This is a genomic window from Marinimicrobium agarilyticum DSM 16975 (assembly GCF_000423345.1).
Taxonomy (GTDB): Bacteria; Pseudomonadota; Gammaproteobacteria; order Pseudomonadales; family Cellvibrionaceae; genus Marinimicrobium; species Marinimicrobium agarilyticum.
Genome location: NZ_AUHU01000011.1, coordinates 77,197 through 104,187, shown reverse-complemented (window position 1 = coordinate 104,187; position 26,991 = coordinate 77,197). Strand labels below are relative to the sequence as shown.

Genomic DNA, 26,991 nt, shown 5'->3' with positions numbered 1-26,991 from the left:
CTTGAGGTTTCAGGCGTCAGAAGTCGTAGCGAACACCGAGACGGATTTCCCACAGAGACGGCTCGCCCTCGCGGGTGGGGCCGGCGGGGTCACGGAAGCTCTCGTACACGTAGCGGCCCTGATCATCCATGGAAGCGTCCACGGCGGTCTGAATCCGCGGGAAGCCGGCTTCGTACTGAACGCCCCAGTCATCATTGATCAGGTTGCCCAGGTTCTCCACCACCATGTACAGCGAAGAGCGATGGTCGCGGGAGAAGCCCGGCAGCTCCTGTTCCAGCTTGAGGTCAAACTTGACCCACCAGTCACTGTACAGGTCGTTGCGCTCCATGATCTGGCCGCGGTTAAGGCCTTCGGAATCTACCCAGGCAAAGAAAGCGTCAGTATCGAATTCGTCGCCAAATACGACAGCTGAATCATTAACCCCGGTGGGCACATACAGCAGGTGGCGTTCAATAAACCCAGTGGAGTCTCCAAAGAGGAAGCCATTATCGACCGCGTAGCTGTAGGGACGACCTTCGTTGGCTGAGCCAAAGAGCGTAATACGGGTTTGGTAATCTCCGAAAAAGGCTTTTTCATAAGCGAGTTTCGTTGTGAAGCGGTGGGGAATGTTGTAGTTGGAGGTCGCCGCACCCGGATTTTCCGGATCGGATACGGCGATGTTGGTGTAGTTGGAGAAGGCCACGGAGCTGGTCATGGGGTTGACGTCTTCGGCATCGCTGTAGGCGTAACCAAAAGCGGTTTCCAGACCGAAATCGAAGTATTTGCTCAGGCCCAGGGAGAAAGTCAGTGCCTTGCCTGAATCGCCTTTCACATTGGTGAGCATGAAGTCTTGGCTGCGACCGTCGATGCTGCCGTAAACCGGGCGTCCGTCTATGGCCGTGCCGGTCTGTACGCGGGAGATGTCCTTGATGATGGCGGCATCTTCCATCTCGCTGTACAACAAGTCGGCGGACAGTACCAGATCGTTTCCGAAATCGTAGCTACCGCCAAAGGCGTACTTCCAGGACGACGGGATCTTGAAGTTTGGGTCCATCAGATTGACGCCCCCGGCCTGACCGTTGCCGGCCGCTACCTGGTCGTAAAGATCCTGAGGAATGTCATAACCCGGACGCCCTTCACCAGTGAATTCCATATCAAACACCGAGGTTCCGGAACGATCCTGAACTTCAATCTGCGTGACGCCGTCATTGGAGTAGTTATTGGAAATCCAGACGTTGGGGTTGCCGCCGGAGTACAGCCCTACACCGCCGTGCAGTTCCATCGCGCTGGTCACATTCCAATTAAAGCCCAGGCGCGGTTGAAGCAGGTCTTTGCCGTCCAGGTTCTGTTCGTTGTCCAGGCCATAGGTCAAGTAGATGTCGCGGTTCCAGGCCGGAACGTCATCGCTCTCGTACCAGTCATAGCGCAGACCGGCCACCACGGTGAGATCATTTCCGCCAAAATAGAATTCATCTTGGGCATACAGCGTGTTGATGACGTAACCGAACTCGGCAGCGGCGTCAGCCTTGACGTTGGTGTTCGCCGCGTTTTCATAAATAATGGCGCTGGGCGTGCCCGCTTCAAAGGCGTCGATAGAGTCGAACCGGTATTCGCCTTCTGACTCCTGGATGAACATATTGAACACGTCGAACTCTTCACGCTCGTAACCGACGGTGAAGGTCTGCATATCCAACGCGTAAGTGCCCGCCAGTTTCAGGTTGAAGGTTTCGTAGCTGAGCTTGTTGGCGTGGCGGGAGTCATCCGCCCCGAGGTAAACTGTGGCCTCGGAGGGGTTACCATCGTTGTCGTGATCGTTTTCGGTGGTGATCTGAAACTCACCGAATTCCACGCCCGCCAGCGACAGCTGGCGATTGTCCAGCTCCTGGTAGCCCAGTTTCACTTCAGTTGAGAAGCGGTCGCTCCAGTCGGAAAACAGTTGCCCAACGTAGCTGGTGAGCTCCGCGCCGCGTTCGTAATAATGGTTGGAGAACTCCAACTCATCCGGGTCGCCATCGGATTCGGCGATACTGTAACCGTCGTTGTAGTTGTAGGTCAGAGCAGCGCGGTGATCTTCACTGATATTCCAGTCCAGCTTCACCAGAAATTTCTCGTCCTCCACCGGCAAACTGGTTGGGAAACCGCCCGGGTTGTAGCCGTAGAGTTCGTTGGCGATACGCGCAATGTCATTCGCCTGTTCTACGCTGACGCCTTCCACCGGCGTGGCCACATTGGTCCCGACCGGGCCACGACCGAAAGTATCGACCCCTTCCAGTTTTTCGTAGGCGGCAAAGAGAAACAGCTTGTCCTGAATCAAAGGCGCGCCCACACTGAAGCCATAGCGCTGCTCATCAAACGGCGCCACATCGATCTTGTCGCCTTCCAGCGAGTCACCGGTCAGGGAGTCATCGGTGTAATCGAAGAAAACGGAGCCGTGCACCTCGTTACTGCCGGCCTTGGTGACGGCGTTGATGTTACAGGCACTGAAACCACCGTACTGAACGTCAAAGGGCGCCAGCTCCACGGCAACCTGCTCGATCGCGTCGTAGGGGAAAGGCATACGCTCGGTGGGGTAGCCGTTGCTGTTCAAACCGAAGTTGTCGTTCATGCGAACGCCATCGACAGTCAGGCTGTTAAAGCGCGGATTGGCACCGGCGCACTGAATCGAGTCACCGAAGGCTTCGTCCACATAAATGCGCGGATCGAGGCGGACCACATCTTTGAGGTCCCGGTTGATCGCCGGGGCGTTGCGCAGATCACTCACCCCGAACGAGGAGCTGGGGCCAACAGCGGCAAACTCCTGCTCCAGAATATTGCCCACCACCACGATATCTTCGGTGGCAACGGAGCGAAGCACGACTTCAAGGGCGTAGGCATCACCCAGGGTCAAATAGAGATCTTCAAGGGTACGCTCCCCTTCATCGGAGCGAATCGTGACCGTGTAGGGCCCCCCGACACGCAGACCGTCTGCACTGAAGCGACCCGCGTCGTTGGTCATCAGTTGGTTGCGACTGTTGGTGGGCGTGTGGGTCACCACCACCTGGGCATCATCCACCGGATTGCCGCTGGCGTCGGTCACAAACCCCTGAATGGCGGAGCTGGTTTGCTGGGCCAGGCCCGGCGCAGTCGCAACACCCATGGCGGTCGCGATGGCGAGGCCGAGAGAGCGTCGAATCAATGCCTTCTTCATAGATCAATCCCCTGAATACTGCGATAAGGCACCCTTTCCGGGCGCAAGGTCATTGGCACACTTTTACGTGTGGTCTGGGTCAGGGACTATAAGACTGAAAAGCGACGATTCAGTGACCGGAATGTGACCACTGGGTTACGATTGGATGGCAGGGAAAAGTCCGTGCATTGAGGCGGCGTGCCCGCTATTCTGTCACCGGTTTAGACGCAATAGGGGGAGCCTGATGAAATCGGGATGGTTAGCCGCCCTAATGACGGCGCTGTTGATCAGTGGCTGTACAACAGAGCGAGAAATGAATACCGGAATGAACCCGTGCAGTGAATCCATTCGAGTGGCCACCTTCAACGTCAGTATGGAGGCGGGCAATTACCTCGACGAGAACACCGACCAGCCCTTGTCGGCCGCCGTACTTCAACAGCGGTTGCAGGCCGGTGATCACCCCCAGATTCGCAACATCGCGGAAATCATTCAGCGAGTGCGGCCGGACATTCTCCTGCTGAATGAGTTCGACACGATTCAACCGCGCTCGGCAGGGCTGGATCTGTTTCAGGAAAACTATTTAAGCCAATCTCAAGCCGGCCAGCCTCCGATCGAATACGCTTACCGCTTCGTCGCGCCGGTCAATACCGGAGTGGCCATGCCGCTCGACAGTAACGGCGATGGTGAGATTACTCTGCCAGAAGACGCCTACGGGTTTGGGCACTACCCCGGCCAATACGGTATGGCGGTGCTCAGCCGCTACCCGATTGATACCGACAAGGTCCGAACGTTTCAGCACTTTCTATGGAAGGATATGCCCGGCGCATTAAAGCCTTTCAACGCCGATGGTACCCCGTATTATTCAGAGGCGGTGTGGTCACAGTTCCGGCTATCCTCCAAGTCGCACTGGAGCATTCCCGTTCAACTCCACGAGCAAACCTTGCACCTGCTGGCAAGCCACCCAACCCCACCGGTGTTCGATGGGCCGGAGGATCGCAACGGCAAGCGCAACCACGATGAAATCCGCTTTTGGGTGGATTACCTGAACAACGCCGCTTATCTCTATGATGACCAGGGCCAGCGGGGCGGGCTCGCCGCCGACGCGCCCTTCGTCGTTCTGGGCGATCTAAATGCCTCCCCGGTCGAAGGGGACAGTCGCCCCGGGGCCATAGCGGGCCTGTTGTCACACCCGGCGGTCAATGCCCTCACTCCCACCAGCGAGGGCGGCCGGGAAGCCAGGCCCGGCGACCCCCATAGCGCCTCTCACACCGTGAGCTGGGGAATGCGGGCCGACTATGTGCTGCCCTCGACGCATCTTGGCATTGAGAACAGCGGCGTCTACTGGCCCATCAAAGAAGAGCCTCTCCATCGGCTGATTGAAAGCCGAGAGGCCAGCTCGGACCACCGGCTGGTGTGGGTGGACCTGGGCTGTACCCTTTAGCCTTTAGCCTTTAGCCTTTAGCGGCTGATAGTCACTCGATCACCACTTTCCAAGTCCACGACGACCAGAGCGTCACGGCTTCGCCCCCCGGCTATATACAAGAGATTACGGTTCGCATCGTATGCGGTTTCAGTACTGTCCAATATCGTTGACGAGCTGCCCAGAACATCCGAAGCCAGCAAGGTTCGTTCACCCGTCGCAAGGTCAACCGCAATGATAGTGTCATTGCCCCGACTCCTTAGTATAAGGCGCTTACGAGCCGCATCCAGGTGCAGACTTTCAGCACCTTCAGCTATTTTCGGCGTTACTGACCAGTCCGTCGCACTCAAGCTGGCCCCGGTGACCACCTCATCCGTCACATCAAACGCGAGAATAGGAGAGTCGCTGAAAATATTCTCAGAGACATAGAACTGCCCGGTTTTACCATCAAAAATGCCGCTTAGCGGGGCGTCTACGGTGACCGGCGCCGTACTTTCATCGACGACCACGGTTCGCTTACCTGTGGCCAAGTCAACCGTCATCACCGACGGCACACCCTCGGAGCCACCATTGTTCGTCACCCATAGGCGCCCCTCCCCGTCCAGCATCAGGTCATTCGGCAAATTAAGGGCAGGCCCATCACCGATGTCTCCGCCCGTTATAACTGATCTCATGCCCGTTGCCATGTCCAGCTCAATGATGAGGTGATCCTCCCCCGAAGGCGCCGACGACAACAAAAACCGCCCGGCCACCGGGTCGAACTCCATGTCGGTATAAGCTCCGTAGACCGTGCCCAACGTCTCGTCGCTAAGGTCCGCCACGGTGTCCAACCGATCTCCGGTGGCAAGGTCAACAGCAAGGAGTTTCGTATCACTGAGCCAAAAGCCCGAAGTCAACAAATATGCCACGTCACCGGAAGGTGCCAGTGCTAGACCAGGCGACTCCTCCCATGTGGGCCCCTCTCCCAACGTCTCTTGTCCGAGCATAAGGACAGCCTCATCTGTCTGGTCGAGCCCCTGGGTATCAGTCGCCGTCACTTTGATGGTCAGTTCAGTAACACCTGAGGGTAAAGCCACCGCTGAGGCTCGCCAGCTCCCATCCGGGCCCACGTCCGCCTCCGTAGCACCACTGCCCGCGTTCACCATGACCGATTCTATTTGGGCCGAGCCGCGGGATTGAACGGAGCCAAATACATCTACGGTCTCTTCCTCATACAGGCCTTTGGCCGGTGGAAAATGAATGCTGAGATCAGGGGCATCTTCCGGCGTAACGGTGACTCGGACAGTATCCCGCCCAGTCGCTCCTTCGTTATCGGTGACTATCACTTCAAATGCCAGCTCCACATCAACAAGCGTGGAAGGCGCCTGAAAGGACAGCTGAGCTGCCGCAGTTTCGTCCAGATCAACCGCTTCCCCGTCGATCTGCTGCCATTGATAGGCGGATAACTCACCATCCGAATCCGTCGCTTGAGCCAACAGGTTCACCTCAGACAATCCTCTGAGCGTTATATCGCTCCCCGCCTCAACAGTCGGAGGCAAATTAACAGGCATCACCGTCACGCGAACCGAATCGGAGGCCGTGCCCCCATCATCATCTGCTACTTGCACCTCAAAGGTTAAAAGGCGTTCTTCGGAAACAGTCGGTGCCAGAAATCGCAGTACTCCCGTGGCATTGACTTCAAAACTGACCTCAGCACCACCCGTCTGACGCCACTGCAGAGGGCCCAGTGTGCCATCGGAATCGTTTGCGGTAGCACGGAGCTGAACAACGCTCCCCTCCTCGGGGCTCAAGTCACTACCGGCGTCTATTGTCGGCGTTATATTTTTCGAAGCTTCCTCGTCGTTATTCTGCTCTTCGTTTTCGGGAGGCTCTTCCTCTGCCCCATCGTCATCCTCAGAGTCTCCTTCGTCAACGTCACCTGTGTCATCTCCGTCAATATTCGTAGAGGGTGTTTCACCGACTTGCGGCTGCGGATCTGCTCCTCCGGAGGAGCCCCCGCAAGAAGCCAGGATTGCTGACAGTAGTATCGCCAAGGCAATCTTTAACGTAGAAAAAGCGCTATTCGGTGCGGAAGTCATGGGTTCGGGGTCCTTTTTATAGGTGCTTCACCAACGGAATAACCACCCACGCCAAAGAGAAAACGCGAGAACAAAATCTAGGACAGGGAAAGCGATAAGCGGGGCTGGGAAGTACCATCAACCGTCCTTGTCTGTATGGTCGCATCATCAATTCATTAAGTGCGGGTGGAACCCCCTGATACTAGGTTAGGATTCTGACGCCAACAAACGGTTGTTTCCGATTTTGTGACTTCGATCACAGAAGCACAATGCCGGCTAGCTCAACTCGTTAAACAGGGCCTGAACATTGGCCGCGCTTTCCTGGTAAACCTTGAGCAGTTTGCGGTTAATGGTGGCCAGATCCTTTTTCATCGCCAGGCGCCGCTCAAGATCTTCGACCACTTTGATCAGCTCGCCCAGGCCCCCGGTGCGCTCGAGGGCGGCGCTCTTGATGTCGCCCGCCAAATCCAGCTCTTGCAGAAACGCGGGAAGTTCCACTTGCAGCAGGACGTCCGCGCCCGAGAGCAGCCCTGCCAGAAACGCCCGCCCAGAGTCCAGGGGCTCCGCGGTATACAGCGGCGCCAGAGCCGCGCAGGCCTGAGCCCGGATCAGGATGGTTCTCGCCACCTCGGGCGAACTGGCCTGTAAGGAGGAAATCAGCACGGCCCAGCGTCGAATCGCCACAATACCCAGACGCATCACCACCTCTTTCATGGTGCTGATATTGTGCCGCCCCTTATACAGTGGGCTGTTAACAATGCGAATCAAACTGACCGACAACAGCGGGTCCTGAGCCAGGAGGTCGGTTACCTGGTCGATATCCGGCTCGTCGGCGAAAAGCTGGCTGATGAGGCGAGCGAGGTTTAGAGCGGAGGGGCTGAGCTTTTTCCCGTAAAGCACGGCCGGCCTGGCCAGGAAATAGCCCTGAAACAAATCGAAGCCCGCGTCCAGGTATTGCTGATGCTGTTCCGCCGTTTCCACCCGTTCCGCCAGCCACCGAAGCGGAAAGCGCGCGAGTTTTTTGCGCTTTTCGAGCGCCACACTCAATGGCGTCTGTTCGATATCCACTTTGATGATCGATGCCAGAAACAGCAGCGGCTTCCAGGAGTCTTTGAACTCGAAATCATCCAGCGCGAAGGTGAAGCCTTTCTTATTCCACTTCCGTACAGCCTCGATCAGCTCGGCGTCGGGCTCAATGCGCTCCACCAGCTCAACGACGACGCTTCGAGGATCAATCGGAAGAAAAGCACCGGAGCATAGAAACTCTCGTGAGACATTAATGAAGGCGGGCTGTTGGTAGTGATCCACTTGAGAGGTCACACCCGTGCAATAGTTGAACAGCACCTCGCTGGTGGCACGGTCTTCCCCTACCTCAACGGCATTCTTCCCTGAATCATGGCGATACAAGAGCTCCATCCCTGCGATATGGTTGTCACGGTCGTAAATCGGCTGAGAAGCCAATAGCGCATTGGTACCCGGCGGGCGGATGTCACTCATAAATGGATCGCATTATTAACAAGCGTATGGCGCAATAATCAACATATTGTATAGGGAGGCGACCCGCCGTACATCCAATTTATTGGCATAAGCCTGACGTTTTTAGATCCCGATGCAGATCTTACCGAAGTGCTGGCCAGACGCCTCGTAGCGAAACGCTTCGGCAAGCCCTTCCAGCGGAAAGGTCCGATCAATGACCGGCTTCAACCCGCCGACCTCAAGCGCACGGACAAACTCCTGCTGCTGGCTGCGGCTGCCCACAATCAAACCCTGGAGCCGTGCCTGCTTGGCCATCAAGCGTGCCGTGGGAATATCACCCGCGACACCGGTCAACACGCCAATCAACGCAATGTGACCGCCGATGGCGACCGCCTGAATGGACTGGGGCAGCGTCCCCGGACCACCCACTTCCACGATATGGTCGGCGCCGTGACCACCCGTCAACTCCATTACCCGTTTGCCCCACTCGGGCTCGGTCTTGTAGTTGATGACATGATCGGCGCCGAGCCCCTTGAGGCGCTCCAGTTTGGCATCGGAGGAAGACGTCGAGATCACCTTGGCACCCATCATCTTCGCCAGTTGCACGGCGAATATGGAGACGCCACCGGTACCCAGGGTCAGCACCGTGTTCCCCGCCTTGATGGGGCCGTCCACCACCAGCGCCCGCCAGGCGGTCAGCCCGGCCGTGGTCAGCGTGGCCGCTTCCTCGTGGGTGTAGCCTTTGGGGGCACGGGTGAAGTAGTTGACCGGCCGCACGACCGCCTCACGGGCGTAGCCGTCTATGCCGTCCCCCGGGGTCTGCGAGAAATCACCCAGCGGCGGAGGCCCGGCCAGCCAGGGCGGGAAGAAGGTGGATACCACCGAGTCCCCCACAGCAAACTCCTGAACGCCCTGCCCAACAGCCTCGACCTCGCCGGCCCCATCCGACATTGGAATGCGGCCATCCTCGGTGGGCATGACGCCACTGACCACGCTGTAATCATGAAAGTTGAGGGAACTGGCGTGAATTCGCACCCGAATTTCCCCGGGGCCCGGGTCGCCCGGGTCCGGGCGGTCCTGCATTTCCAGGGATTCCAACGTAGCAGGGTTGCGAACGGCAATGGTCTTCATGACAGCACCTCCAATCAATGCGTTAGTGGTCATATCAGTGTAGCAATGGGAACACGTTACTTCTTCACTGCCAATATCGATCACTTTATATGGCTGAATAACGCCTGCACATTGTGCGTACTTTCCGAATACAGACGTACCAGTGTTTTGTTGACCCTCGCCAGGTCGCGCTTCATGGCCACCCGGCGCTCGAGCTTCTCAATGACCTCCACGACCTTGCCAAGCCCGCCGGCGCGCGAACGGGCGGCGGCTTTGATGTCTTCCGAGATGTCCACCGACTCGAGAAAGCGACTCAGTTCCACATCCAACAAGACATCGGCGCCGGACAGCAACCCCGCGAGAAAAGCGCTACCGGCATCCAGTGGCTCGTTCCGGTAGTACTCGGCCAGCGCGGCACTGGCCTGGGCCCGCACCAGCACCAGCCGGGCCCGTTCCGGTGAGCTCGATTGCAATGACGCAATCAGCACGGCCCATCGGCGAACCGCCACTAACCCCATACGCATGACCACTTCCTTCATGGAGCGAACTTCATACCGGGTTTTGAACAGTGGACTGTTCACTATGCGAATAAGGCTGACCGAAAGCATCGGGTCACTCGAAAGCACCTCGGTGATGCGGTCCATATCCGGCTCCGGCGCAAACAGTACGCCGATCAGTCGCGCGATATTCATCGCCGTCGGGCTCAGCTTTTTGCCGCGAACGATCACCGGGCGGGCAAAGTAATACCCTTGAAAAAGGTCAAATCCGGCATCGTAAAACTGCTGATACATTTCAGCCGTTTCCACTTTTTCGGCCAACCATTTGATGTCGTAGCGCGCCAAAGCCCGACGCTTCGACAACGCGCGTTCCAAGGAGGTTTTCTCCACATCCACCTTGATGTAGGACGCCAACTTCAATAACGGGTCCCATTCGGGCTGGAACTCAAAATCATCCAGAGCAAAACGGAAGCCTTTCTGATGCCAGCGCTGTGCGGCGGAGACGACCATCGCGTCGGGAGTAATGCGCTCAACCAGCTCCACCACCACGCGTGTCGGGTCAATCGGCAGGAAGGAGCCTGAACACAGGAAGCTTCTCGACACATTGATGAAAGCCGGGTAACGACTGTCTTGAATGTGCTCGCTCACCCCGGTGCAGAAGTTGAATAGCAATTCGTTGGTCGCCTGGTGCTCACCAATGTCAAACGCTGTCTGCCCCTTGTCATTACGGTACAGCAGTTCGACACCTGCCGTGGTTTGGGACCGGTCAAAAATAGGCTGGGCCGCCAAGAGCACATTGTCGGTATCGGAGGCTGGGGGCTGGTTCATAGACATCCTGGTTTACACAAGACCGCTCTCGGTCACCTCGTCGTATGAAACCACGTTACACATTTCTCCACAAGCGATCCCACAGGCACGGCGTTCGTTTATTGAGCAGCGAGAGCAACCTGCTCAGAAGAGACTGGAGCGCAGCATGTCACTGCCATTTGTTGTGCGTCTGGCTCCAATCTGGTAATTTACCGCCGTCTTTGGGGAGTAGCCTGCTTCCCCCGGAGCCGAGCTTATGGCTCAGCCAGGGGAAGTCCCCGCATCAACATAATCGGCGAGTTGCCGTGGTGCGGGTGGCCATAACGGTTGGCGAGACCATCGACGCGCATGCGCTACTGGCCGGTGGTGTAGGCGTGTCGTGGGCTCATCACACCGGCCGGGGTTATTGCTGAATGTCTCCCGTTTCTACGTTGTTACTCGCCTTTTCCATGTCAACCGATGCCTTTGCAGCCGCCATCAGCAAAGGAACCGCACTCAATAAGCCTCACTTTAGCGAAGCCTTGCGCACGGGTGTCATCTTCGGCGTTATCGAAACCCTTACCCCCCTTTTAGGCTGGACACTGGGCATGCTCTTCGCCGACAGCGTCTCGCAGTGGGATCACTGGATCGCCTTCGCCCTGCTCGGTTGCCTGGGCGGTCATATGGTGGTCGAAGGGTTAAAAACTGATACCGCGCACGCCCAGCCGCCCAAACAATCACGCCACGGTTTTTGGCTTTTGGCCATTACGGCACTATCCACCAGCCTGGACGCACTGACCGTGGGGGTCAGTTTGGCCTTTATGGACGTCCACATTATGGCTACCGCAGTCGCGATTGGCGTGGCCACTCTGCTGATGGCCACCGCCGGGATTATGCTCGGCCGCGTTCTGGGAGCAGTGGTCGGAAAACGCGCTGAAGTCATCGGCGGTCTGGTGCTGATGGGGCTGGGGAGCGCCATCTTGTTCAACCACCTGACGGCGCCCACCTGAGCCTGACGAGCCGCCCCTAAAGCCAAAAAATGCCAACCCCAAAGCCACCCTCAAAGGTGGCTCTGAGAAACCCGGCTTTGCAATGGATCAGGCGATCTCTGCTTTGGCGGGGGACTGACTTTTTTCGTCATCACTCTCTTCCATGGAAGAGCGAATCAGGTGATCAAAGGCACTGAGCGCGGCCGTTGCCCCCGCCCCCATGGAGATCACAATCTGCTTATAGGGCACGGTGGTGGCATCCCCGGCGGCGAAGACGCCCGGCATGGAAGTCGCGCCGCGCTCATCGATCTCGATCTCGCCAAAGCGGTTCATCGCCAGGTCACTGCCCTTCAACCACTCGGTATTGGGAATCAGGCCAATCTGAATAAACACGCCGGCCAGCTCAACATCGTGGCTCTCCCCCGAGGTCCGATCGGTGTAGGTCAGACCGGTGACCTTGTTGCCGTCACCGGTAATTTCGGTGGTCTGAGCGCTGGTCAGAATGTCCACATTGGGCATGGAGCGTGCTTTTCTCTGAAGGACCTCGTCCGCCTTCAACTGATCACCGAATTCCAGCACGGTGACGTGTTTGACGATGCCGGCCAGATCAATGGCCGCTTCAATCCCGGAGTTGCCGCCGCCGATCACCGCCACGTGCTTGCCCTTGAAGAAGGGGCCATCGCAGTGGGGGCAGTAAGCCACACCCTTGGTGCGGTACTTGGCTTCGCCCGGCACACCCAGCTCGCGCCAGCGCGCGCCGGTGGCAAGCACCACGGATTTACTGGACAGCGTGGCACCGCTTTCAAGCTCCAGGTCGAGCATTTTATGGCGGCTGATACTGGCCGCTCGCTGTTCGGTGATGATGTCCACACCGTACTCTTTCACGTGTTGCTCCAGACCGGCGGACAGCTTGGGGCCTTCCGTGTACGGGACCGAGACGAAGTTCTCAATACCCATGGTATCCATCACCTGGCCGCCGAAACGCTCCGCCAGTAGTGCGGTACGCACGCCTTTACGAGCGGCGTAGATGGCCGCTGCCGCGCCGGCCGGACCGCCGCCGACAATCAACACGTCATAGGGGTCGCGTTCGCTCAGGGCGGCCGCTTTACGCTTGGCGGCGCCGGTGTCGAGCTTGTTCACGATTTCTTCCAGGCTCATACGACCCTGGCCGAAGTGCTCGCCGTTCAGGTAGACGGCCGGGACCGCCATTACCTGACGCTCGTCCACTTCTTGCTGGAACAATGCCCCGTCGATCATTTCGTGGGTGATGTTCGGGTTCAACCGCGCCATCAGGTTCAGCGCCTGTACCACGTCCGGACAGTTCTGGCACGACAGGGAAATATAGGTTTCAAAGTGGAACTCACCCTCGAGCTGGCGCACCTGCTCCAACACCTCGGGGTCCGCCTTTGACGGGTGACCACCGGCTTGCAGCAATGCCAGTACCAGAGAAGTGAACTCATGCCCCATAGGAATACCGGCGAAACTCACGCGCGGCGCTTCCCCGGCCGGGGCAATGGCCATGGCCGGCTGGCGTTTGCCGGAACCGGGTTTCAATTCAATTTGACCGGAAAGCTCGGCGATTTCGCTCGCCAGACTCTCCAGCTCGGAAGACTTGGAGGACTCGTTACCGGACACACGAATTTCGATCGGGTTGACGATTTTCTGCAAGTAGGTGTCCAGTTGCTGTTTCAGGTTTGCATCCAACATCAGTGTGTCCTTCGTCGGTTAACAGTCGTTAGGTAAAAAGGGCCCACCCAGAGGTGGGCCAAAGCGTGAAAAGCCAGAAGGGAGAACCGGGTTTAGATTTTGCCAACCAGGTCCAGGGAGGGAGCGAGTGTTTCTTCACCTTCCTTCCACTTGGCGGGGCAGACTTCACCCGGGTGCGCCGCGATGTACTGGGCCGCCTTGATCTTGCGCAGCAATTCGGAGGCGTCGCGACCAATGCCGCCGGCGGTGATTTCCACCAGTTGGATACGACCTTCCGGGTCGATCACAAAGGTACCGCGATCAGCGATCCCCTCTTCTTCAATCATCACATTGAAGTTGCGGGTGATCTGGCCGGTCGGGTCACCGATCATCGGAAACTGGATCTTGCCGATGGTCTCGGAGGAATCGTGCCACGCCTTGTGGGTGAAGTGGGTATCGGTGGACACGGAGTAGATTTCCACACCCAGCTTCTGGAATTCGGCGTAGTTATCCGCCAAGTCGCCCAGCTCGGTGGGACAGACAAAGGTAAAATCAGCCGGGTAGAAGAAGACCACGGCCCACTTGCCTTTGACATCGCTGTCGCTGATTTTGGTGAACTCACCATTGTGGTAAGCCTGGGCGCTGAAGGGTTTCAGTTCGGATTCGATGTAGCGAGACATTCGGTATAGCTCCTCGTCGTTGGTTTCAATGAATGACTAGATAACGATAGCTATACTATTAGGAATATCAGACTAATTGAAATTCTATATATCAATGACATAAATAGCTAATGGCTATCGACACCAAACAACCGATACATTCAGATTAATAAAGGCACCTGCCGAGCACAGAGAGACTGTTTGAACTCAGCGAGCAAGCGGGGCACAATCCAAAACGTGGGCAACGTCTGCCCCTCCCCACCCACAACATGGTTAACAAGGAGTTTTGTTATGAATGCTATCCCGACGTTTATAAAACGCGCCCTTCTTCTGCCCCTATCCTGCCTTGCGCTCGCTGGCGGCTCCGCCCAGGCCGAATCCGTCTACCTCAAGCCCGGCACCTGGGAAATGACCATGCAGATGAGTTCGGACTCCGGCGAGCTGGAGAAACGAATCGAACAGATGGAAGCGCAGCTGGCCGCCCTGCCCGAGCAGAGCCGGGCCATGGCCGAGCAAATGAACCCGTTCAGTCTTTTTAATGGAGAGCCCCAAAAAGACTGCATGACCCAGGAAGAGATAGACAACGTCGAATTCAATTTCGCCGATGACGCGAGCTGCGAACACACAGTGACCCGGGACGGAAAAGACTCGGACATCACGCTGACCTGCCCCGAGTCGGGGGCCAAGGGTGAATTCCAGATCGAGAATGGTGAGCGCTATAAGGGGAATGTGACCATGCCCTCTCAGTTTCCCGGTGTGTCGGGCAACCTCACGCTGGATATTACGGGGAAGTTTCTAAAAGAAGGCTGCTCTGACGAGCTCAAAGCCCAGTAACCGGGTCTTTCAGCTCAGCCGGGCCGGTATGTTACCCCGGCCCGGCTGAGTGAGCGGTCAAGAGATTTCGGTGGGTGTCGTTTTCGAACGATTCCAGAAGTAATGAACGGCCCCAACAAAATGCATCGCAATCAGCGCAGGAATAATGTACAGGCCCGTGATGACATGAAGGGTTTCAACCGGCTCGTGGATCACCGCCAGGCTCTCCAGCGGAATCATCACCGTGAACCACCCAAACACATTCACGCCCTCGTTTTCGGTAAACAGGTAGAGCGGCCCGGTAAACACCTGTAGCAACAGAAGCCACAGCATCAGCCGGTGCACCCACCAGGCCAGCAGCCGCTGCCAGCGAACATCACCCTGGGTCGGGGGAAAGCCCTGATAAAGGCGATAGGCCACCCGCCAGAGCACGAACCAGAACGCAAAGAACCCCAGGCTGATGTGCACCGACATAATGAAACCACCGACCTCCCTTGAGGGCGCCGCTGCGGCCATAAAGCCCAACAGCAACATGGCCACGACCAGCAAGGCCGTCACCCAGTGATTGACAATGGAAATTGCGGAGTATCCTGAAGTACTCGTCATTGTTCTCCCCTCTCCTGATGAAATGACAATAATGGTAACGGTGGTTTACCGCAAAACAACCCTCAAACGGCAGCGCCGCCTTGCCCCACTGGCGTGAGTATAGACGACAGAGGTGGCATAGCCACAACGCCCGCTCATCGATTCCGGTTGGGCTGGACGCCAGTATCCGGTAGACTGCGCGCCCATTTCGCCCGATTCCGGCGCTCACCTCCCAGTTGGACCCTTTTTGTGATCTCTACCGCCAATATTACCATGCAGTTCGGGGCCAAGCCCCTGTTCGAGAACGTCTCCGTCAAATTCAACAACGGCAACCGCTACGGCCTGATCGGCGCCAACGGCTGCGGCAAGTCCACGTTTATGAAGATTCTGGGGCGCGAGCTGGAGCCCTCCGGCGGCCAGGTCATGCTGGAGCCCAACGTCCGCATGGGGATGCTGCGCCAGGACCAGTTCGCCTATGAAGAGTACACAGTGCTGGATACCGTGATCATGGGGCACACCGAGCTGTGGCGAGTGAAAGCCGAGCGCGACCGTATCTACAGCCTGCCGGAGATGAGCGAAGACGATGGCATGAAGGTCGCCGAGCTGGAGGTGCAGTTCGCCGAGCTGGATGGCTATACCGCCGAGGCCCGCGCGGGCGAGCTTCTGCTGGGCCTGGAAATTCCCGAGGATCAACATACCGGCCCCATGAGCGCCATCGCCCCCGGCTGGAAGCTGCGAGTACTGCTGGCCCAGGCCCTGTTTTCGGACCCGGACGTACTGCTGCTGGACGAGCCCACCAACAACCTGGACATCAACACTATCCGCTGGCTGGAAGGTGTTCTGACCCAGCGCAACAGCACCATCATCATCATTTCGCACGACCGGCACTTCCTGAACAGTGTGTGCACCCACATGGCAGACCTGGACTTTGGCGAGCTGCGCATCTATCCGGGCAACTACGACGACTATATGACGGCCTCCACCGCCGCCCGCGAACGGCTGCACAACGAAAACGCCAAGAAAAAGACCCAGATCGCCGATCTGCAGGCGTTCGTGAGTCGATTCTCTGCCAACGCCTCCAAAGCCAAGCAGGCTACCTCGCGAGCCAAGCAGCTGGAGAAAATCCAACTTGAGGATATACCACCCTCCAGCCGGATCAGTCCCTTTATCCGGTTTTCCCAGAACAAGAAACTGCACCGCCTGGCCGTGGTGACGGAAAAAGCAGAAAAGGCCTTTGACAGGTCTCTGTTCAAGGACTTGAGCCTGAGTATTGAAGCCGGCGAGAAGGTCGCCATCATCGGCCCCAACGGCGCGGGTAAAACCACCCTGCTGCGCTGCCTGTACGGCGACGTCACCCCGGACGCCGGCACCATCAAATGGGCCGAGCAAGCCGATGTAGGCTATGTAGCACAAGACCATTCCGACGATTTTGCCTATGAGGCGACACTGTTTGAGTGGATGCAACAGTGGACCACCGGCGATGAGCAAGTGGTGCGCGGCGCGCTTGGGCGAATGCTCTTCTCAAACGACGACGTGAAAAAATCCGTGAAAGTGATTTCCGGCGGCGAGCAGGGCCGGATGCTGTTCGGCAAGCTGACCCTGCTCAACCCCAACGTCATGCTGATGGACGAACCCACCAACCACCTGGACATGGAATCCATCGAGGCCTTGAACCTGGCCTTGGAGAATTACCCCGGCACATTGGTGTTCGTCAGCCACGACCGGGAATTTGTCTCTTCCCTCGCGACACGAATTATCGATATGAGACCAGAAGGGTTGGTGGACTTTCACGGCTCCTATGAGGAGTACTTACGCAGCCAAGGGCTTTGATCTCACCAGCCAGCCCTTGCGGGGCTGGAAGGCACTTCTGATGGGCCAGGATAAAACACCTGATCCAACGAATGAAGGTTTAAGTGGTGCGATTGGCGCAATGCCGACGCATCATTTCATCATTGACTTCCTGTAGAAGCATTATTGGCACATTAACCTTCCCGCAGCTAACTGTGAATGGTAATGCCCCCTACATATTTCCGTATAACATATCAGCAACGACACTTTCCGTTTCTTACCCCGTCATTCTTATTTCGATACATTCTAAACCGCGAGTGACGCGGCCCATTGAGCATGATATAAAAACATCCAAACGCGAAATACGGAAACCCTCCGGCTAATAATATTGTTACCCTTGAGAAAGGAAAAAACATGAGCAACACGTTCAATTTTAACGTCACATTGTGTCTCTCGCTTCTCATGGCTGGTTGTGTGACACCATATAACGTAAATAACTCGGAATTTGCAAAAGAGAAGATCAGGTACATGAGTGCTGGACCTACTGGTTGTCTACCAGCTGACATGGAAGTAGAGTTTATCGACCCAAAATGGAACGTTCATGGCGTATGGACCGTAACATGCACGTCGACTGTTCATGTATGTTCGGCTGCTGGAGTAGATGAAAATACAGCAAGTTGTAGCCCTTTAGCCAAATAGGGTTAGCGATATGGCAGGAGTTCATAACCATTCCATTAAGTGAGACATCCGTCCCGTCGGCGACGTTGAGTGGAGGTTGCCCCGCAACACCAGAAACGGCACCCCCACCCATATAGTGTAGTTAAACAAGGAGAATTTCGATGCAAATCAACCACAAAAAATATCTTATTATTGTAACTTTTCCGCTATTTTTTTCTGGCTGCAGTACAGCAACAACCACAGCCTATTCGGATTTAATAAAGAGCAGCCTTCAAACTATAAGCGCCGGCTACACTGGTTGCTTTCCTAATGATAATGACATTAATTTTGTAACTGCAGACGGCGTTGTTTCCGATGAGTTATCAATAGGGCTGACCTCAAATGTATGGATGGCCACATGCAAAGGAAAACGTTATTTATGTTCTAAAGCCAAAACTGGTGAAAGCTATTCGTACAACTGCGCTTTATCGGTAGATCAGAGTTTAGAGTGACTCCGCAGACCGACGACATAAATCATATTGCTTACGTATTTAATAAGGTTGCCAGCATTGTAAAAGCCCACCTTCACTGGCCACCCCTTCCCCCTCTAACTCCGGCATCAGCTAAATGCGTCAATTTAAAAAAGGAAATGGAAATAAAAACTGTAGAAGATAGAAGCGATAAGAGCCGAACTCTGACAGCAATACTTGCGTTTTTCTTTGGGGTTTTTGGAGCTCATCGCTTTTACACTGGAAAAATGAAATCAGCAACAGTTCAATTATTAACTCTAGGCGGTCTAGACATTTGGGCTTTTATTGATTTTATAATTATCTTATTTGGTGAACTTAGTGATTCATTGGGCAGAAAATATAAGGAAGCCTTTATTATGGACAACACCGTCAAGATAAAAGCCAACGTTAGGTTATTAATTTTCATAGTCTCCTTGCCTTTCTGGGCACTTTTGTTCCTCCAGATATATAGCCTTTGGTTGGGCGATCCTTACTCGTTCGACTTCACTCATATTTTCATTGTGGCGGCCGCCTATTTGTTCTTCCGGACGGTGGTCATGGGGAAGCATCCCGTTAGCCCCACTCAACCCCCAAAGCAGTAGAAATTTCACTTCGTCTGCTTATCGCTACGCAGTGAAACTCAGCGCCGACGCTCGCGATGTTCGCGATGCTTCAGAAACAGAACAGCGGCCGCCGGAAAGTGAGCCACGCCAAAACCGATAAGAAACAGTGCCCAGCGTTCTGCGCCATCCACCATGGGGAAATAGCGGAAGGCCGTTGCCCAACCGACCCCCACACCGAGCAACACCAGAAAACCGCCGGTCAGCCAGCGCGACCAGCGGTTTTCCGCGAGCGGGGGTAGCCGCCAGTGGGCGTAGATGGGAAGCAACAACGCCAAAGGAACGCCTAACCAAAGCATCAACGCAAGCCATCAAAGAAATGCTTGGCGTTGGTCGCCAGGGATTCCAGATGGTAACCTCCCTCCTGTACCACCAACGTGGGCAGCCCCATCGCTTTAATGCCTTCGCCCATATGGCCCAGGCCCTCGGTGCTGACGGCGACTTTGGCTTGCGGGTCTTCGTGGTAAACATCGAAGCCGAGGGCGACAATCAGGACATCAGGCTCGTACAAGCGAATGGCATCGGCGGCGTCCGCCAGTTTTTCGAAAAATACGGACTCGGGCGAGCCGTGGGGCATGGGCATGTTGATGTTGTAGCCGTAACCCGGGCCGGCACCGCGCTCGTCTTCAAAGCCGCTTACCACCGGGTAGAAGTTGGTGGGATCGCCGTGGATGGAGATATACAGAACGTCGTCCCGCTCGTAGAAGATCTCCTGCACGCCCTGGCCGTGGTGCATGTCCGGGTCCAGAATCGCGACCCGGTCGTACTTCGTTCGCAAGGCTTCGGCGGCGATGGCGGCGTTATTCAGGTAGCAAAAGCCCCCGGCTGCGTCGCGCCGGGCGTGATGGCCCGGTGGGCGGCAGAGGGCGTAGGCGAGGCGCTCGCCAGCCAGTAACTCATCCGCGCCTGAGAGGGCACTTTGCGCGGACCAGTAGGCCGCCTCCCAGGTATGGGGGCCGATGGGGCAACTGCCGTCCGCCTGGTAGCGGGCGGATTCGGCCAGAATGCCCCGCAGGGGGTTGGGGGAGCGCACGAAAATATTGGACATGACTTCTTCGCCCCAGTCTTCCGGCCAGCGTCGGTGGGCGGACTCGAGAAAACGCAGATAGCCCAGATCGTGCACCCGGGCGATCATGTCCATACCATAGTCGCGGGCCTGCTCGGGTTTCACCCCCAGAGCTTCCAGGCCCTTGATGAGTTCCGGGGTTCGGGTGGGCAGTTCCTGGGGCGCCCGCATCTGGCCGCGAGTCAGGTAGGATTGCGGGGCGTGCTTGTCCTGGCTTGGGTGGAAAAACGCTTTCATAGGCTCTCCTTTGTCGCCTGAGACGGAATCAGTTATGGGTAAAGACTAGCATACGAGCTTCTCACTTCGACGGTTTAGCGCTTTGCCTACCCGAACGGCTGCGCTACACTGCTGACCATGACGAGCCGATTCCTGTTCCACACTCTGTTTGCGCTACTGCTGGTGATAGCAGGGCCCGTGAGCGCCTCCCATGCGGAGATGTCGGCGCCGGAGCCGCACTGCGAAGAGATGGGCCCGTCAATGGCAATGATGCAACACGCTGGCGGCCATGACGCCATGTCGAACTCGTCCAGTGTCCCTGAACAGGATTGCGACACGCAATGCCTCTGCTGCCCCGGCACCTGCTCCGGGACGGTCGCCTTGAGCACCGCGCCCGCGGCGATTCCTTTCACAACCGTTTCCCATTTTGCGGCCAACCAAAGCCGATACCCTCACCGCTCGCCGGCGGAGCTGCTTCGCCCACCCACTTTCGCCTGAACACAGGGTCAGTGCGCCTGAAAAACGCACCTTTTCACCCCCCCGTTTGAACCCTTAGTGGACAGGTATCATGAACAAACTGTTTTTTTCCGGCGCCCTGCTGGGTGCTCTGGTTGCCGGCGTTGGCGCCGGTGCCTGGTTCTTTTCACCCGCCCCTTTAACCGGTGGCGGGGTGAGCACCAACAAAGACGAGTCGGCCGCCGCCTCCGAGAAAGAGCCGCTTTACTGGGTGGCGCCCATGGACGACAGCTACCGGCGCGACAAGCCGGGCAAGTCTCCCATGGGAATGGACCTGGTGCCGGTGTACGCCGAGGACCAGGGAAGCGAACCCGGTGACGTCCAGATAGCCCCCACCGTACAGCACAACCTGGGGCTGAAACTCGGCGAGGTCAGTCGCGGCCCCTTCCACCGCCCGGTGAGCACCACCGGCTATGTGGTGGCCAATCAGGACCGGCTCAAGCACTACCACGTGCGGGCCCAGGGCTGGATCAGTGAGCTCTCGGTGGCCACGGAGGGCGACCCGGTGAAGGCCGGGCAAAAACTGTTTGAGTTCTACTCCCCGGAAATTGTGAACATCCAGAAGGAGTACCTGCAGGCACTGCGTGAGCAACGCCCGGCGCTGGCGCGCTCCTCGATTGCCTCCCTGCGGGCCAAGGGCGTGAGCGACCGGGAAATCAAACGGCTGCAGGAAACCGGGGAAATCCGCCAACGCCTGCACTACTACGCCGACCGCGACGGCTACGTGTTCAACCTGGGTGTGCGCGAAGGCAATTTCGTCGATCTCCCACAGAACCTGATGTCCCTGGGTTCGCTGGAGGACATCTGGGTGACCCTGGAATTCTTCGAACACCAGGCCGGGCTGCTGGAGACCGGTCAGCCGGTGACCCTGACGGCCGACGCCTACCCCGGCCGGGAATGGTCCGGTCAAGTGGATTACCTTTACCCCACACTGAACGAAAACCAGCGCACCCTGCGCGCCCGCTCGGTGTTTCCCAATGAGGACGGCCGGCTGAAGCCGGGCATGTACGTAGAAGCTCGCGTTCACACGCAACCGCGCGAAGCGGTGCTCACCGCCCCCGCCTCGGCTGTCATCCGCACCGGCGCGGGGGCTCGCGTGGTGTTGAAAGTCGGCCCCGAGCGCTTTCGCTCCGTACCGGTCAAGCTCGGCCACCGTGCCGGCGATCGGGTCGAAATCCTCGCCGGGTTGGACGCCGGTGACCAGGTGGTCGTGGACGGGCAGTTCCTGATCGATTCCGAGTCCAGCCGGGAGGCGGATTTGAGCCGGTTCGAAACCGCGCCCAACCCGAGTGATGACGCGACTCCCTCAAAGGACCACGACGCGATGGGACACGGAGATAGGGACCACGGTGACATGGAGCATGACGAAATGGACCATGAGGGTATGGATCACGGCGACATGAACCACGAAAGCATGAATCATGACGGTATGGACCACGACGACATGACCGGAGGTGATCAATGATCGCCGCCGTCATTCGCTGGTCGGTTCACAACCGGCTGTTCGTCCTACTGGCCAGTTTCCTATTGGCCGGCTGGGGCATCTACGCCGCCCGCACCACGCCGGTAGACGCCATCCCGGACCTGTCGGATGTACAGGTGATCGTCAAAACCAGCTACCCGGGGCAGGCGCCCCAGGTGGTGCAGGACCAGGTCACCTATCCGCTGACCACGGCGCTGCTGTCAGTGCCCAACACCAAAACCGTGCGCGGCTTTTCCTTCTACGGTGACTCCTACGTTTACGTCATTTTCGAAGACGATACCGACCTTTATTGGGCGCGTTCCCGGGTGCTGGAGTACCTGAGCCAGGTGAGCGGCGACCTGCCCGATGCGGCCCGACCCGAACTCGGGCCCGATGCCACCGGCGTGGGTTGGGTGTACCAATACGCCCTGGTGGACCGCACCGGGCAACACAACCTCTCCGAGCTGACCAGCCTGCAGGACTGGTTCCTCAAATACGAGCTGCAAGCGCTCGACGGCGTGTCGGAAATCGCCACCGTGGGCGGCATGGTCCGCCAGTATCAGGTCACCGTTTCCCCGGAGAAGTTGCGGGCCTACCAGGTGCCCTTGTCCCACATTCGTACGGCCATTGAGCGGGCTAACCGGGAAACCGGCGCCTCAGTGGTGGAAATGGCGGAAGCCGAATACATGGTGCGCGTGAGTGGCTACATCGACAGCGTGGAGGACCTGGAAAGCATTCCCCTGCGCACCAGCGCCAATGGCACGCCCTTGCTGTTGGGGGATATCGCCGAGATCGGGCTGGGGCCACAGATGCGCCGAGGCATTGCCGACCTGAACGGCGAGGGCGAAGTGGTGGGCGGCATCGTGGTGATGCGCTCGGGCGAAAACGCCGCCGAGGTGATCGGCCGGGTCAAGCAGCGGCTGGACGAATTGCGCCCGAGCCTGCCCGAGGGCGTGGAGCTGGTCACCGTCTACGATCGCTCGCGCCTGATTCTGAACGCGGTCGAGAACCTCTATAAAAAACTGGGCCAGGAACTGCTGGTGGTGGTGCTGATCTGCGCCCTGTTCCTGTTTCACCTGCGCTCCTCTCTGGTGGTGGTTTTCAGCCTGCCTCTGGGTGTGCTCGTGGCGGTCATCATCATGCACCTGCAGGGCATCAACGCCAACATCATGTCGCTGGGGGGCATTGCCATCGCCATCGGCGCCATGGTGGACGGCGCGGTGGTGATGATCGAGAACCTGCACAAACACCTCGAACAACACAAAGGGCCCCTGCGCCCGGAGGAGCGCTGGCCACTGGTGGCCCGGGCCTCGGCCGAAGTGGGGCCGGCGCTGTTTTTCTCCTTGCTGATCATTACCCTGAGCTTTCTGCCGGTGTTCGCCCTGGAAGCGCAGGAGGGGCGGATGTTCGCCCCCCTGGCGTTCACCAAAACCTACGCCATGGCAGCGTCTGCCGGACTGGCCATTACCCTGGTGCCGGTGCTACTGGGCTACTGCGTGCGCGGGCGTATTCTGCCCGAAGGGAAAAACCCGGTGAACCGCCTGCTGATTGCCGGCTACCAGCCAGTGCTGCGCGGTGCCCTGCGCTTTCCCAAAACACTGGTCGCCCTGGCGCTGATAATCATGGTCGCCGGCTTCTGGCCCGCTCAGAAACTGGGCACCGAATTTATGCCGCCGTTGGATGAGGGTGACCTGATGTACATGCCCACCACCTACGCGGGCGTGTCCATCGGGGAGGCCCGGCAGATTCTCCAGCAGACCGACCGGTTGATCAAAACCCTGCCGGAGGTGGAGACCGTTTTCGGGAAAATGGGCCGGGCCGACACCGCCACGGACCCGGCGCCGCTGACCATGATCGAGACGGTCATCCAGTTCAAACCCAAAGACCAGTGGCGCCCCGGCATCACCGAGGACGACCTGCGTCGGGAGCTGGAAAGCCTGATCGATTTTCCGGGGCTCACCAATGCCTGGGTCATGCCCATCAAAACCCGTATCGATATGCTCGCCACCGGCATCAAAACCCCCGTGGGCCTCAAAATCGCCGGGCCGGATCTGGGCGTGATTCAGGAACTGGGCCAAGAGCTGGAAACCATACTGGCGGAAGTGCCCGGCACCCTGTCGGCTTACGCTGAGCGGGTGGCCGGTGGGCGTTACCTGAAGGTGGACATCAAGCGCACCGAAGCCGCTCGCTACGGGTTGAATATCGCCGATGTGCAGGAGGTAATTCGAAGTGCGGTGGGAGGCGTCAACATCACCGAAACCGTGGAGGGGCTGGAGCGCTACCCGGTCAACCTTCGCTACCCGCCGGCGTATCGCGACTCGCCCGAGGCGCTGGAAACCCTGCCCGTGGTCACCCCCGATGGCGAGCACGTTCCTCTGGGTGCCGTGGCCGATGTGTATGTGGAGAACGGACCTCCCGCCATTAAAAGCGAAAATGCCCGGCTCAACGGCTGGGTGTTTGTGGATATCGAGGGTCGGGACCTGGGCTCCTACGTCGCCGATGCCCAACAGACGGTCTCGGAACAGCTGGAGTTGCCGGCGGGTTACTCGCTGCGCTGGGCCGGGCAGTACGAATACCTGGAACGGGCCAAGGAACGACTGGCGCTGGTGCTGCCGGTCACGCTCGGCATTATCATTCTTTTGCTGTACCTCAACTTCCGCAGCGTGATGGAGGTGGCGTTGATCCTGGCGACGCTGCCCTTTGGCCTACTGGGCGGCATCTGGCTGATGCTGGCGCTGGACTACGATCTGTCCGTGGCGGTGGCCATGGGCTTTATTGCCCTGGCTGGCGTTGCTGTGGAAATCGGCGTCTTGATGCTGGTGTATCTGAACCTGGAGCTTCAAGCCTGCAAACGCCGTTGTGAAAACGAGGACAGGGGAATGACCGGCGAAGATCTGAAAGCGGTGGTGCTTCAGGGCGCGGGGCTGCGTCTGCGCCCCATTGTCATGACCGCCACCACCCTCTTTGTCGGGCTGCTGCCCATCATGCTCGGCGGCGGTGCCGGGGCGGACATGATGCGGCGCATCGCCGCACCGATGATCGGTGGCACCCTTTCGACGCTGGTGCTCACCCTGTTGATATTGCCCGTGGCCTACTTCCTGTGGCGCGCTTACGAACTGCGGCGCGCATCACGGTAAAGATTTGGCGCTGAAGTAGCTGACCCGCTGAAACAGTTGATCGGCCACCACCGACAGGTCCCGGCTTGAGCCGGAGACCTGGTCGGCCGCGGCGGAAGAGGCCAGCGTTGCGGTATTGATCTGGTGGATACTCTGATTCACCCCCTCGGCCACCTGGCTTTGCTCCTCGGCGGCGCTCGCCACCTGGGCATTCATGTCCGTGATGGCCAGTACTTCTTTGCGAATACCGGCCAGCGCTTCCTTTGAGGCCAGGGTCTGGCGCACGGTCGACTGCGCCAGATCCCGGCTGCTTTCCATCATCTGTTCGGCGCTTCCGGCGCCCTCCTGCAAGCGGCCTATCATTTCGCGAATTTCACGGGTGGACTCTTGCGTGCGCGTGGCAAGCGAACGGACCTCGTCCGCCACCACCGCAAAGCCCCGGCCGTGCTCCCCCGCGCGGGCCGCTTCAATAGCCGCATTGAGCGCTAGCAGGTTGGTTTGCTCGGCGACGCCGTTGATCACTTCAATAATGCTTTCAATCTCACCGCTTTGAGCCGACACCGCCATCACTTGCTCGGTGGCCTGCTCCAGTCTCTGGGCCAACTGCTCGATGGCTTCGGCCGTTTCTTTGACTGTCTGATCCCCCTTAGCCACTTCTTTCTCTGCGCTTTGAGTGGCCTCAGAGGCAGTGGAGGCACTGCGGGAAATCTGCACCACCGAAGCGCTCAGTTGGTGAATAGCGGCGGCCATCTGGTCCGTTTCGGACGATTGCAACCGTACTTGAGCGCTGTTGTCATTCGAGGTCTGGGTGAGCTCCTCCGAGGCGCGGCTGAGCGTTTGCGCCGCTTCGGTGACATCCGCGATCAACGCGGCGAGACGCTTGAGCGTGCTGTTGATGTTGGCCATGACGCTGTTGGGATAGCGACTGGTTTCAACCACATCCAGTCGGCCGGCGGCGAAGGCTTCAATCGCCTCCGACAGCGCCGCGGGCTCAGCGCCAAGCACGGATTTTATGTGGCGGATGATCAACCAGGCAATCAGTACGCTGGCGGCCGTCGCCAGAAGGACAAACACCACCATGGTCTGCCCGAAGGTCCCCGCGATCTCCTGTACCTGCGAGACGTCGCCCTGTATGACCGCTTCTTTGTGGTCGATGAAGGCATTGATGCTCGCGAGCCAGTCGGTATAGGCCGCGGACACGTCCTCCAGCAGAAAGCGCCGGGCGAGCTCTCGCTCCCCGGCATACAGCTGCGCGATCAACTCGGCCGTGAGTGTGAGGGTGGTCTGCTCAATGGATTGAATACGCTCTAGCAGACGGCGTTCCTCTTCAGTCGCGCCGCGCTCGTTGAACAAGCGGTCCATCCCCCGCGCCGCCTCCTGATAGAAGGCAGCCAGTTCCTCGACATCCGCCAGGTGGCGTTCCAGGGCTTGCGGGCGGGTCACCAGCACCGCATCGCGAATGGCGATCGCCCGGTCGTGCACACTGCCGCGAAAGTTGATCGCGAACCGCTGCTTCTCCGTGGCACCCTCGTTGACTGATGTGAGGGTTCGATCCATCACGCCCACTCGATGCACTCCTAATAACGTCACCACTACCAGAAGTAGCACAATCACACCAAAACCGATTCCCAGCCGCTGAGCCAGTGTCAAAGAGTTCGAGTTCACAGGATCTCCCCACAAGTGAATGCCTCAGCCGACGGCCAAGTTGTCAAAATTTCCGACAATATACGGGCACGCCTGTCGCATGGATCAACATAAGGTCACTCAAATTCCACACTCTCTGCATAAAGCTGGGTTAAGGTGGGCCTTTCGCGGGAA

The 26,991-nt window shown here is 58.0% G+C and carries 19 protein-coding genes and 1 riboswitch; of the genes, 8 read left to right on the top strand and 11 right to left on the bottom strand.

Going from position 1 to position 26,991, the window contains the following annotated elements; genetic code table 11:
• Window positions 1-16: 16 nt before the first annotated feature.
• Window positions 17-3,166 (bottom strand): TonB-dependent receptor, encoded by a 3,150-nt coding sequence (locus G547_RS0112320; protein WP_027330121.1) that lies wholly within the window; start codon window positions 3,164-3,166, stop codon window positions 17-19.
• 292 nt (window positions 3,167-3,458) lie between these two features.
• Here G547_RS0112320 and G547_RS0112315 point away from each other — a divergent pair, with 292 nt between their 5' ends.
• Window positions 3,459-4,586, top strand: coding sequence for an endonuclease/exonuclease/phosphatase family protein (locus G547_RS0112315; protein ID WP_211224553.1), 1,128 nt, complete (start codon window positions 3,459-3,461; stop codon window positions 4,584-4,586).
• A 17-nt stretch (window positions 4,587-4,603) separates the two neighbouring features.
• Here the strand turns inward: G547_RS0112315 and G547_RS0112310 are convergent, their stop codons facing one another.
• From G547_RS0112310 to G547_RS0112295, 4 genes are all read right to left on the bottom strand, one after another.
• On the bottom strand, window positions 4,604-6,643 hold the full coding sequence (locus G547_RS0112310; RefSeq protein WP_027330119.1) for a PKD domain-containing protein: 2,040 nt from the start codon (window positions 6,641-6,643) through the stop codon (window positions 4,604-4,606).
• A 255-nt stretch (window positions 6,644-6,898) separates the two neighbouring features.
• Entirely contained in the window at window positions 6,899-8,119 is a 1,221-nt protein-coding gene (locus tag G547_RS0112305; protein WP_027330118.1) for an EAL and HDOD domain-containing protein, read from the bottom strand.
• A gap of 102 nt (window positions 8,120-8,221) precedes the next feature.
• On the bottom strand, window positions 8,222-9,229 hold the full coding sequence (locus tag G547_RS0112300; protein WP_027330117.1) for a zinc-dependent alcohol dehydrogenase family protein: 1,008 nt from the start codon (window positions 9,227-9,229) through the stop codon (window positions 8,222-8,224).
• Window positions 9,230-9,309: 80 nt separating this feature from the next.
• Window positions 9,310-10,533 carry an EAL and HDOD domain-containing protein gene (locus G547_RS0112295; RefSeq protein ID WP_036188378.1) on the bottom strand — a complete coding sequence of 408 codons (1,224 nt, stop codon included), beginning with the start codon at window positions 10,531-10,533 and terminating at the stop codon, window positions 9,310-9,312.
• A gap of 190 nt (window positions 10,534-10,723) precedes the next feature.
• Window positions 10,724-10,923: riboswitch (yybP-ykoY riboswitch) on the top strand.
• Window positions 10,924-10,925: 2 nt separating this feature from the next.
• On the opposite strand from G547_RS0112295, the gene mntP reads away from it, so the two are divergent.
• The gene (gene mntP / locus G547_RS0112290) at window positions 10,926-11,501 is read left to right on the top strand and encodes a manganese efflux pump MntP (RefSeq protein WP_027330115.1); all 576 of its coding nucleotides are present in this window, start codon (window positions 10,926-10,928) and stop codon (window positions 11,499-11,501) included.
• Window positions 11,502-11,588: 87 nt separating this feature from the next.
• On the opposite strand, the gene ahpF is transcribed toward mntP, so the two are convergent.
• Window positions 11,589-13,187 (bottom strand): alkyl hydroperoxide reductase subunit F, encoded by a 1,599-nt coding sequence (gene ahpF, locus G547_RS0112285; protein WP_027330114.1) that lies wholly within the window; start codon window positions 13,185-13,187, stop codon window positions 11,589-11,591.
• Between the two features lie 92 nt (window positions 13,188-13,279).
• A complete protein-coding gene (ahpC, locus tag G547_RS0112280) occupies window positions 13,280-13,846 on the bottom strand; it encodes an alkyl hydroperoxide reductase subunit C (RefSeq protein ID WP_027330113.1) in 567 nt (188 codons plus the stop codon).
• Window positions 13,847-14,116: 270 nt separating this feature from the next.
• Here ahpC and G547_RS22740 point away from each other — a divergent pair, with 270 nt between their 5' ends.
• A complete protein-coding gene (locus tag G547_RS22740; protein WP_051235371.1) occupies window positions 14,117-14,659 on the top strand; it encodes a DUF3617 domain-containing protein in 543 nt (180 codons plus the stop codon).
• A gap of 57 nt (window positions 14,660-14,716) precedes the next feature.
• Here the strand turns inward: G547_RS22740 and G547_RS0112270 are convergent, their stop codons facing one another.
• Entirely contained in the window at window positions 14,717-15,244 is a 528-nt protein-coding gene (locus G547_RS0112270; protein ID WP_027330112.1) for a cytochrome b, read from the bottom strand.
• Between the two features lie 228 nt (window positions 15,245-15,472).
• On the opposite strand from G547_RS0112270, the gene G547_RS0112265 reads away from it, so the two are divergent.
• The 3 genes from G547_RS0112265 (at window position 15,473) to G547_RS23100 (ending at window position 18,779) form a co-directional block, all read left to right on the top strand.
• On the top strand, window positions 15,473-17,053 hold the full coding sequence (locus tag G547_RS0112265) for an ABC-F family ATPase (RefSeq protein WP_027330111.1): 1,581 nt from the start codon (window positions 15,473-15,475) through the stop codon (window positions 17,051-17,053).
• 797 nt (window positions 17,054-17,850) lie between these two features.
• Entirely contained in the window at window positions 17,851-18,180 is a 330-nt protein-coding gene (locus G547_RS23415; RefSeq protein ID WP_157209863.1) for a hypothetical protein, read from the top strand.
• Entirely contained in the window at window positions 18,177-18,779 is a 603-nt protein-coding gene (locus tag G547_RS23100) for a TM2 domain-containing protein (protein WP_211224552.1), read from the top strand. Before G547_RS23415 ends, G547_RS23100 begins: the two co-directional genes overlap by 4 nt.
• Before the next feature lie 38 nt (window positions 18,780-18,817).
• On the opposite strand, the gene G547_RS0112255 is transcribed toward G547_RS23100, so the two are convergent.
• On the bottom strand, window positions 18,818-19,075 hold the full coding sequence (locus G547_RS0112255; RefSeq protein ID WP_157209862.1) for a hypothetical protein: 258 nt from the start codon (window positions 19,073-19,075) through the stop codon (window positions 18,818-18,820).
• 20 nt (window positions 19,076-19,095) lie between these two features.
• Window positions 19,096-20,100: a histone deacetylase family protein gene (locus G547_RS0112250; RefSeq protein ID WP_027330109.1), complete on the bottom strand. Its 1,005-nt coding sequence runs from the start codon at window positions 20,098-20,100 to the stop codon at window positions 19,096-19,098.
• 547 nt (window positions 20,101-20,647) lie between these two features.
• On the opposite strand from G547_RS0112250, the gene G547_RS21275 reads away from it, so the two are divergent.
• Entirely contained in the window at window positions 20,648-22,060 is a 1,413-nt protein-coding gene (locus G547_RS21275; protein WP_051235369.1) for an efflux RND transporter periplasmic adaptor subunit, read from the top strand.
• Window positions 22,057-25,194 (top strand): efflux RND transporter permease subunit, encoded by a 3,138-nt coding sequence (locus G547_RS0112235; RefSeq protein WP_027330107.1) that lies wholly within the window; start codon window positions 22,057-22,059, stop codon window positions 25,192-25,194. The genes G547_RS21275 and G547_RS0112235 overlap by 4 nt, the downstream gene beginning before the upstream one ends.
• Here G547_RS0112235 and G547_RS0112230 read toward each other — a convergent pair.
• Window positions 25,186-26,838, bottom strand: coding sequence for a methyl-accepting chemotaxis protein (locus G547_RS0112230; protein ID WP_036188372.1), 1,653 nt, complete (start codon window positions 26,836-26,838; stop codon window positions 25,186-25,188). The genes G547_RS0112235 and G547_RS0112230 overlap by 9 nt on opposite strands.
• Window positions 26,839-26,991 lie beyond the last annotated feature (153 nt).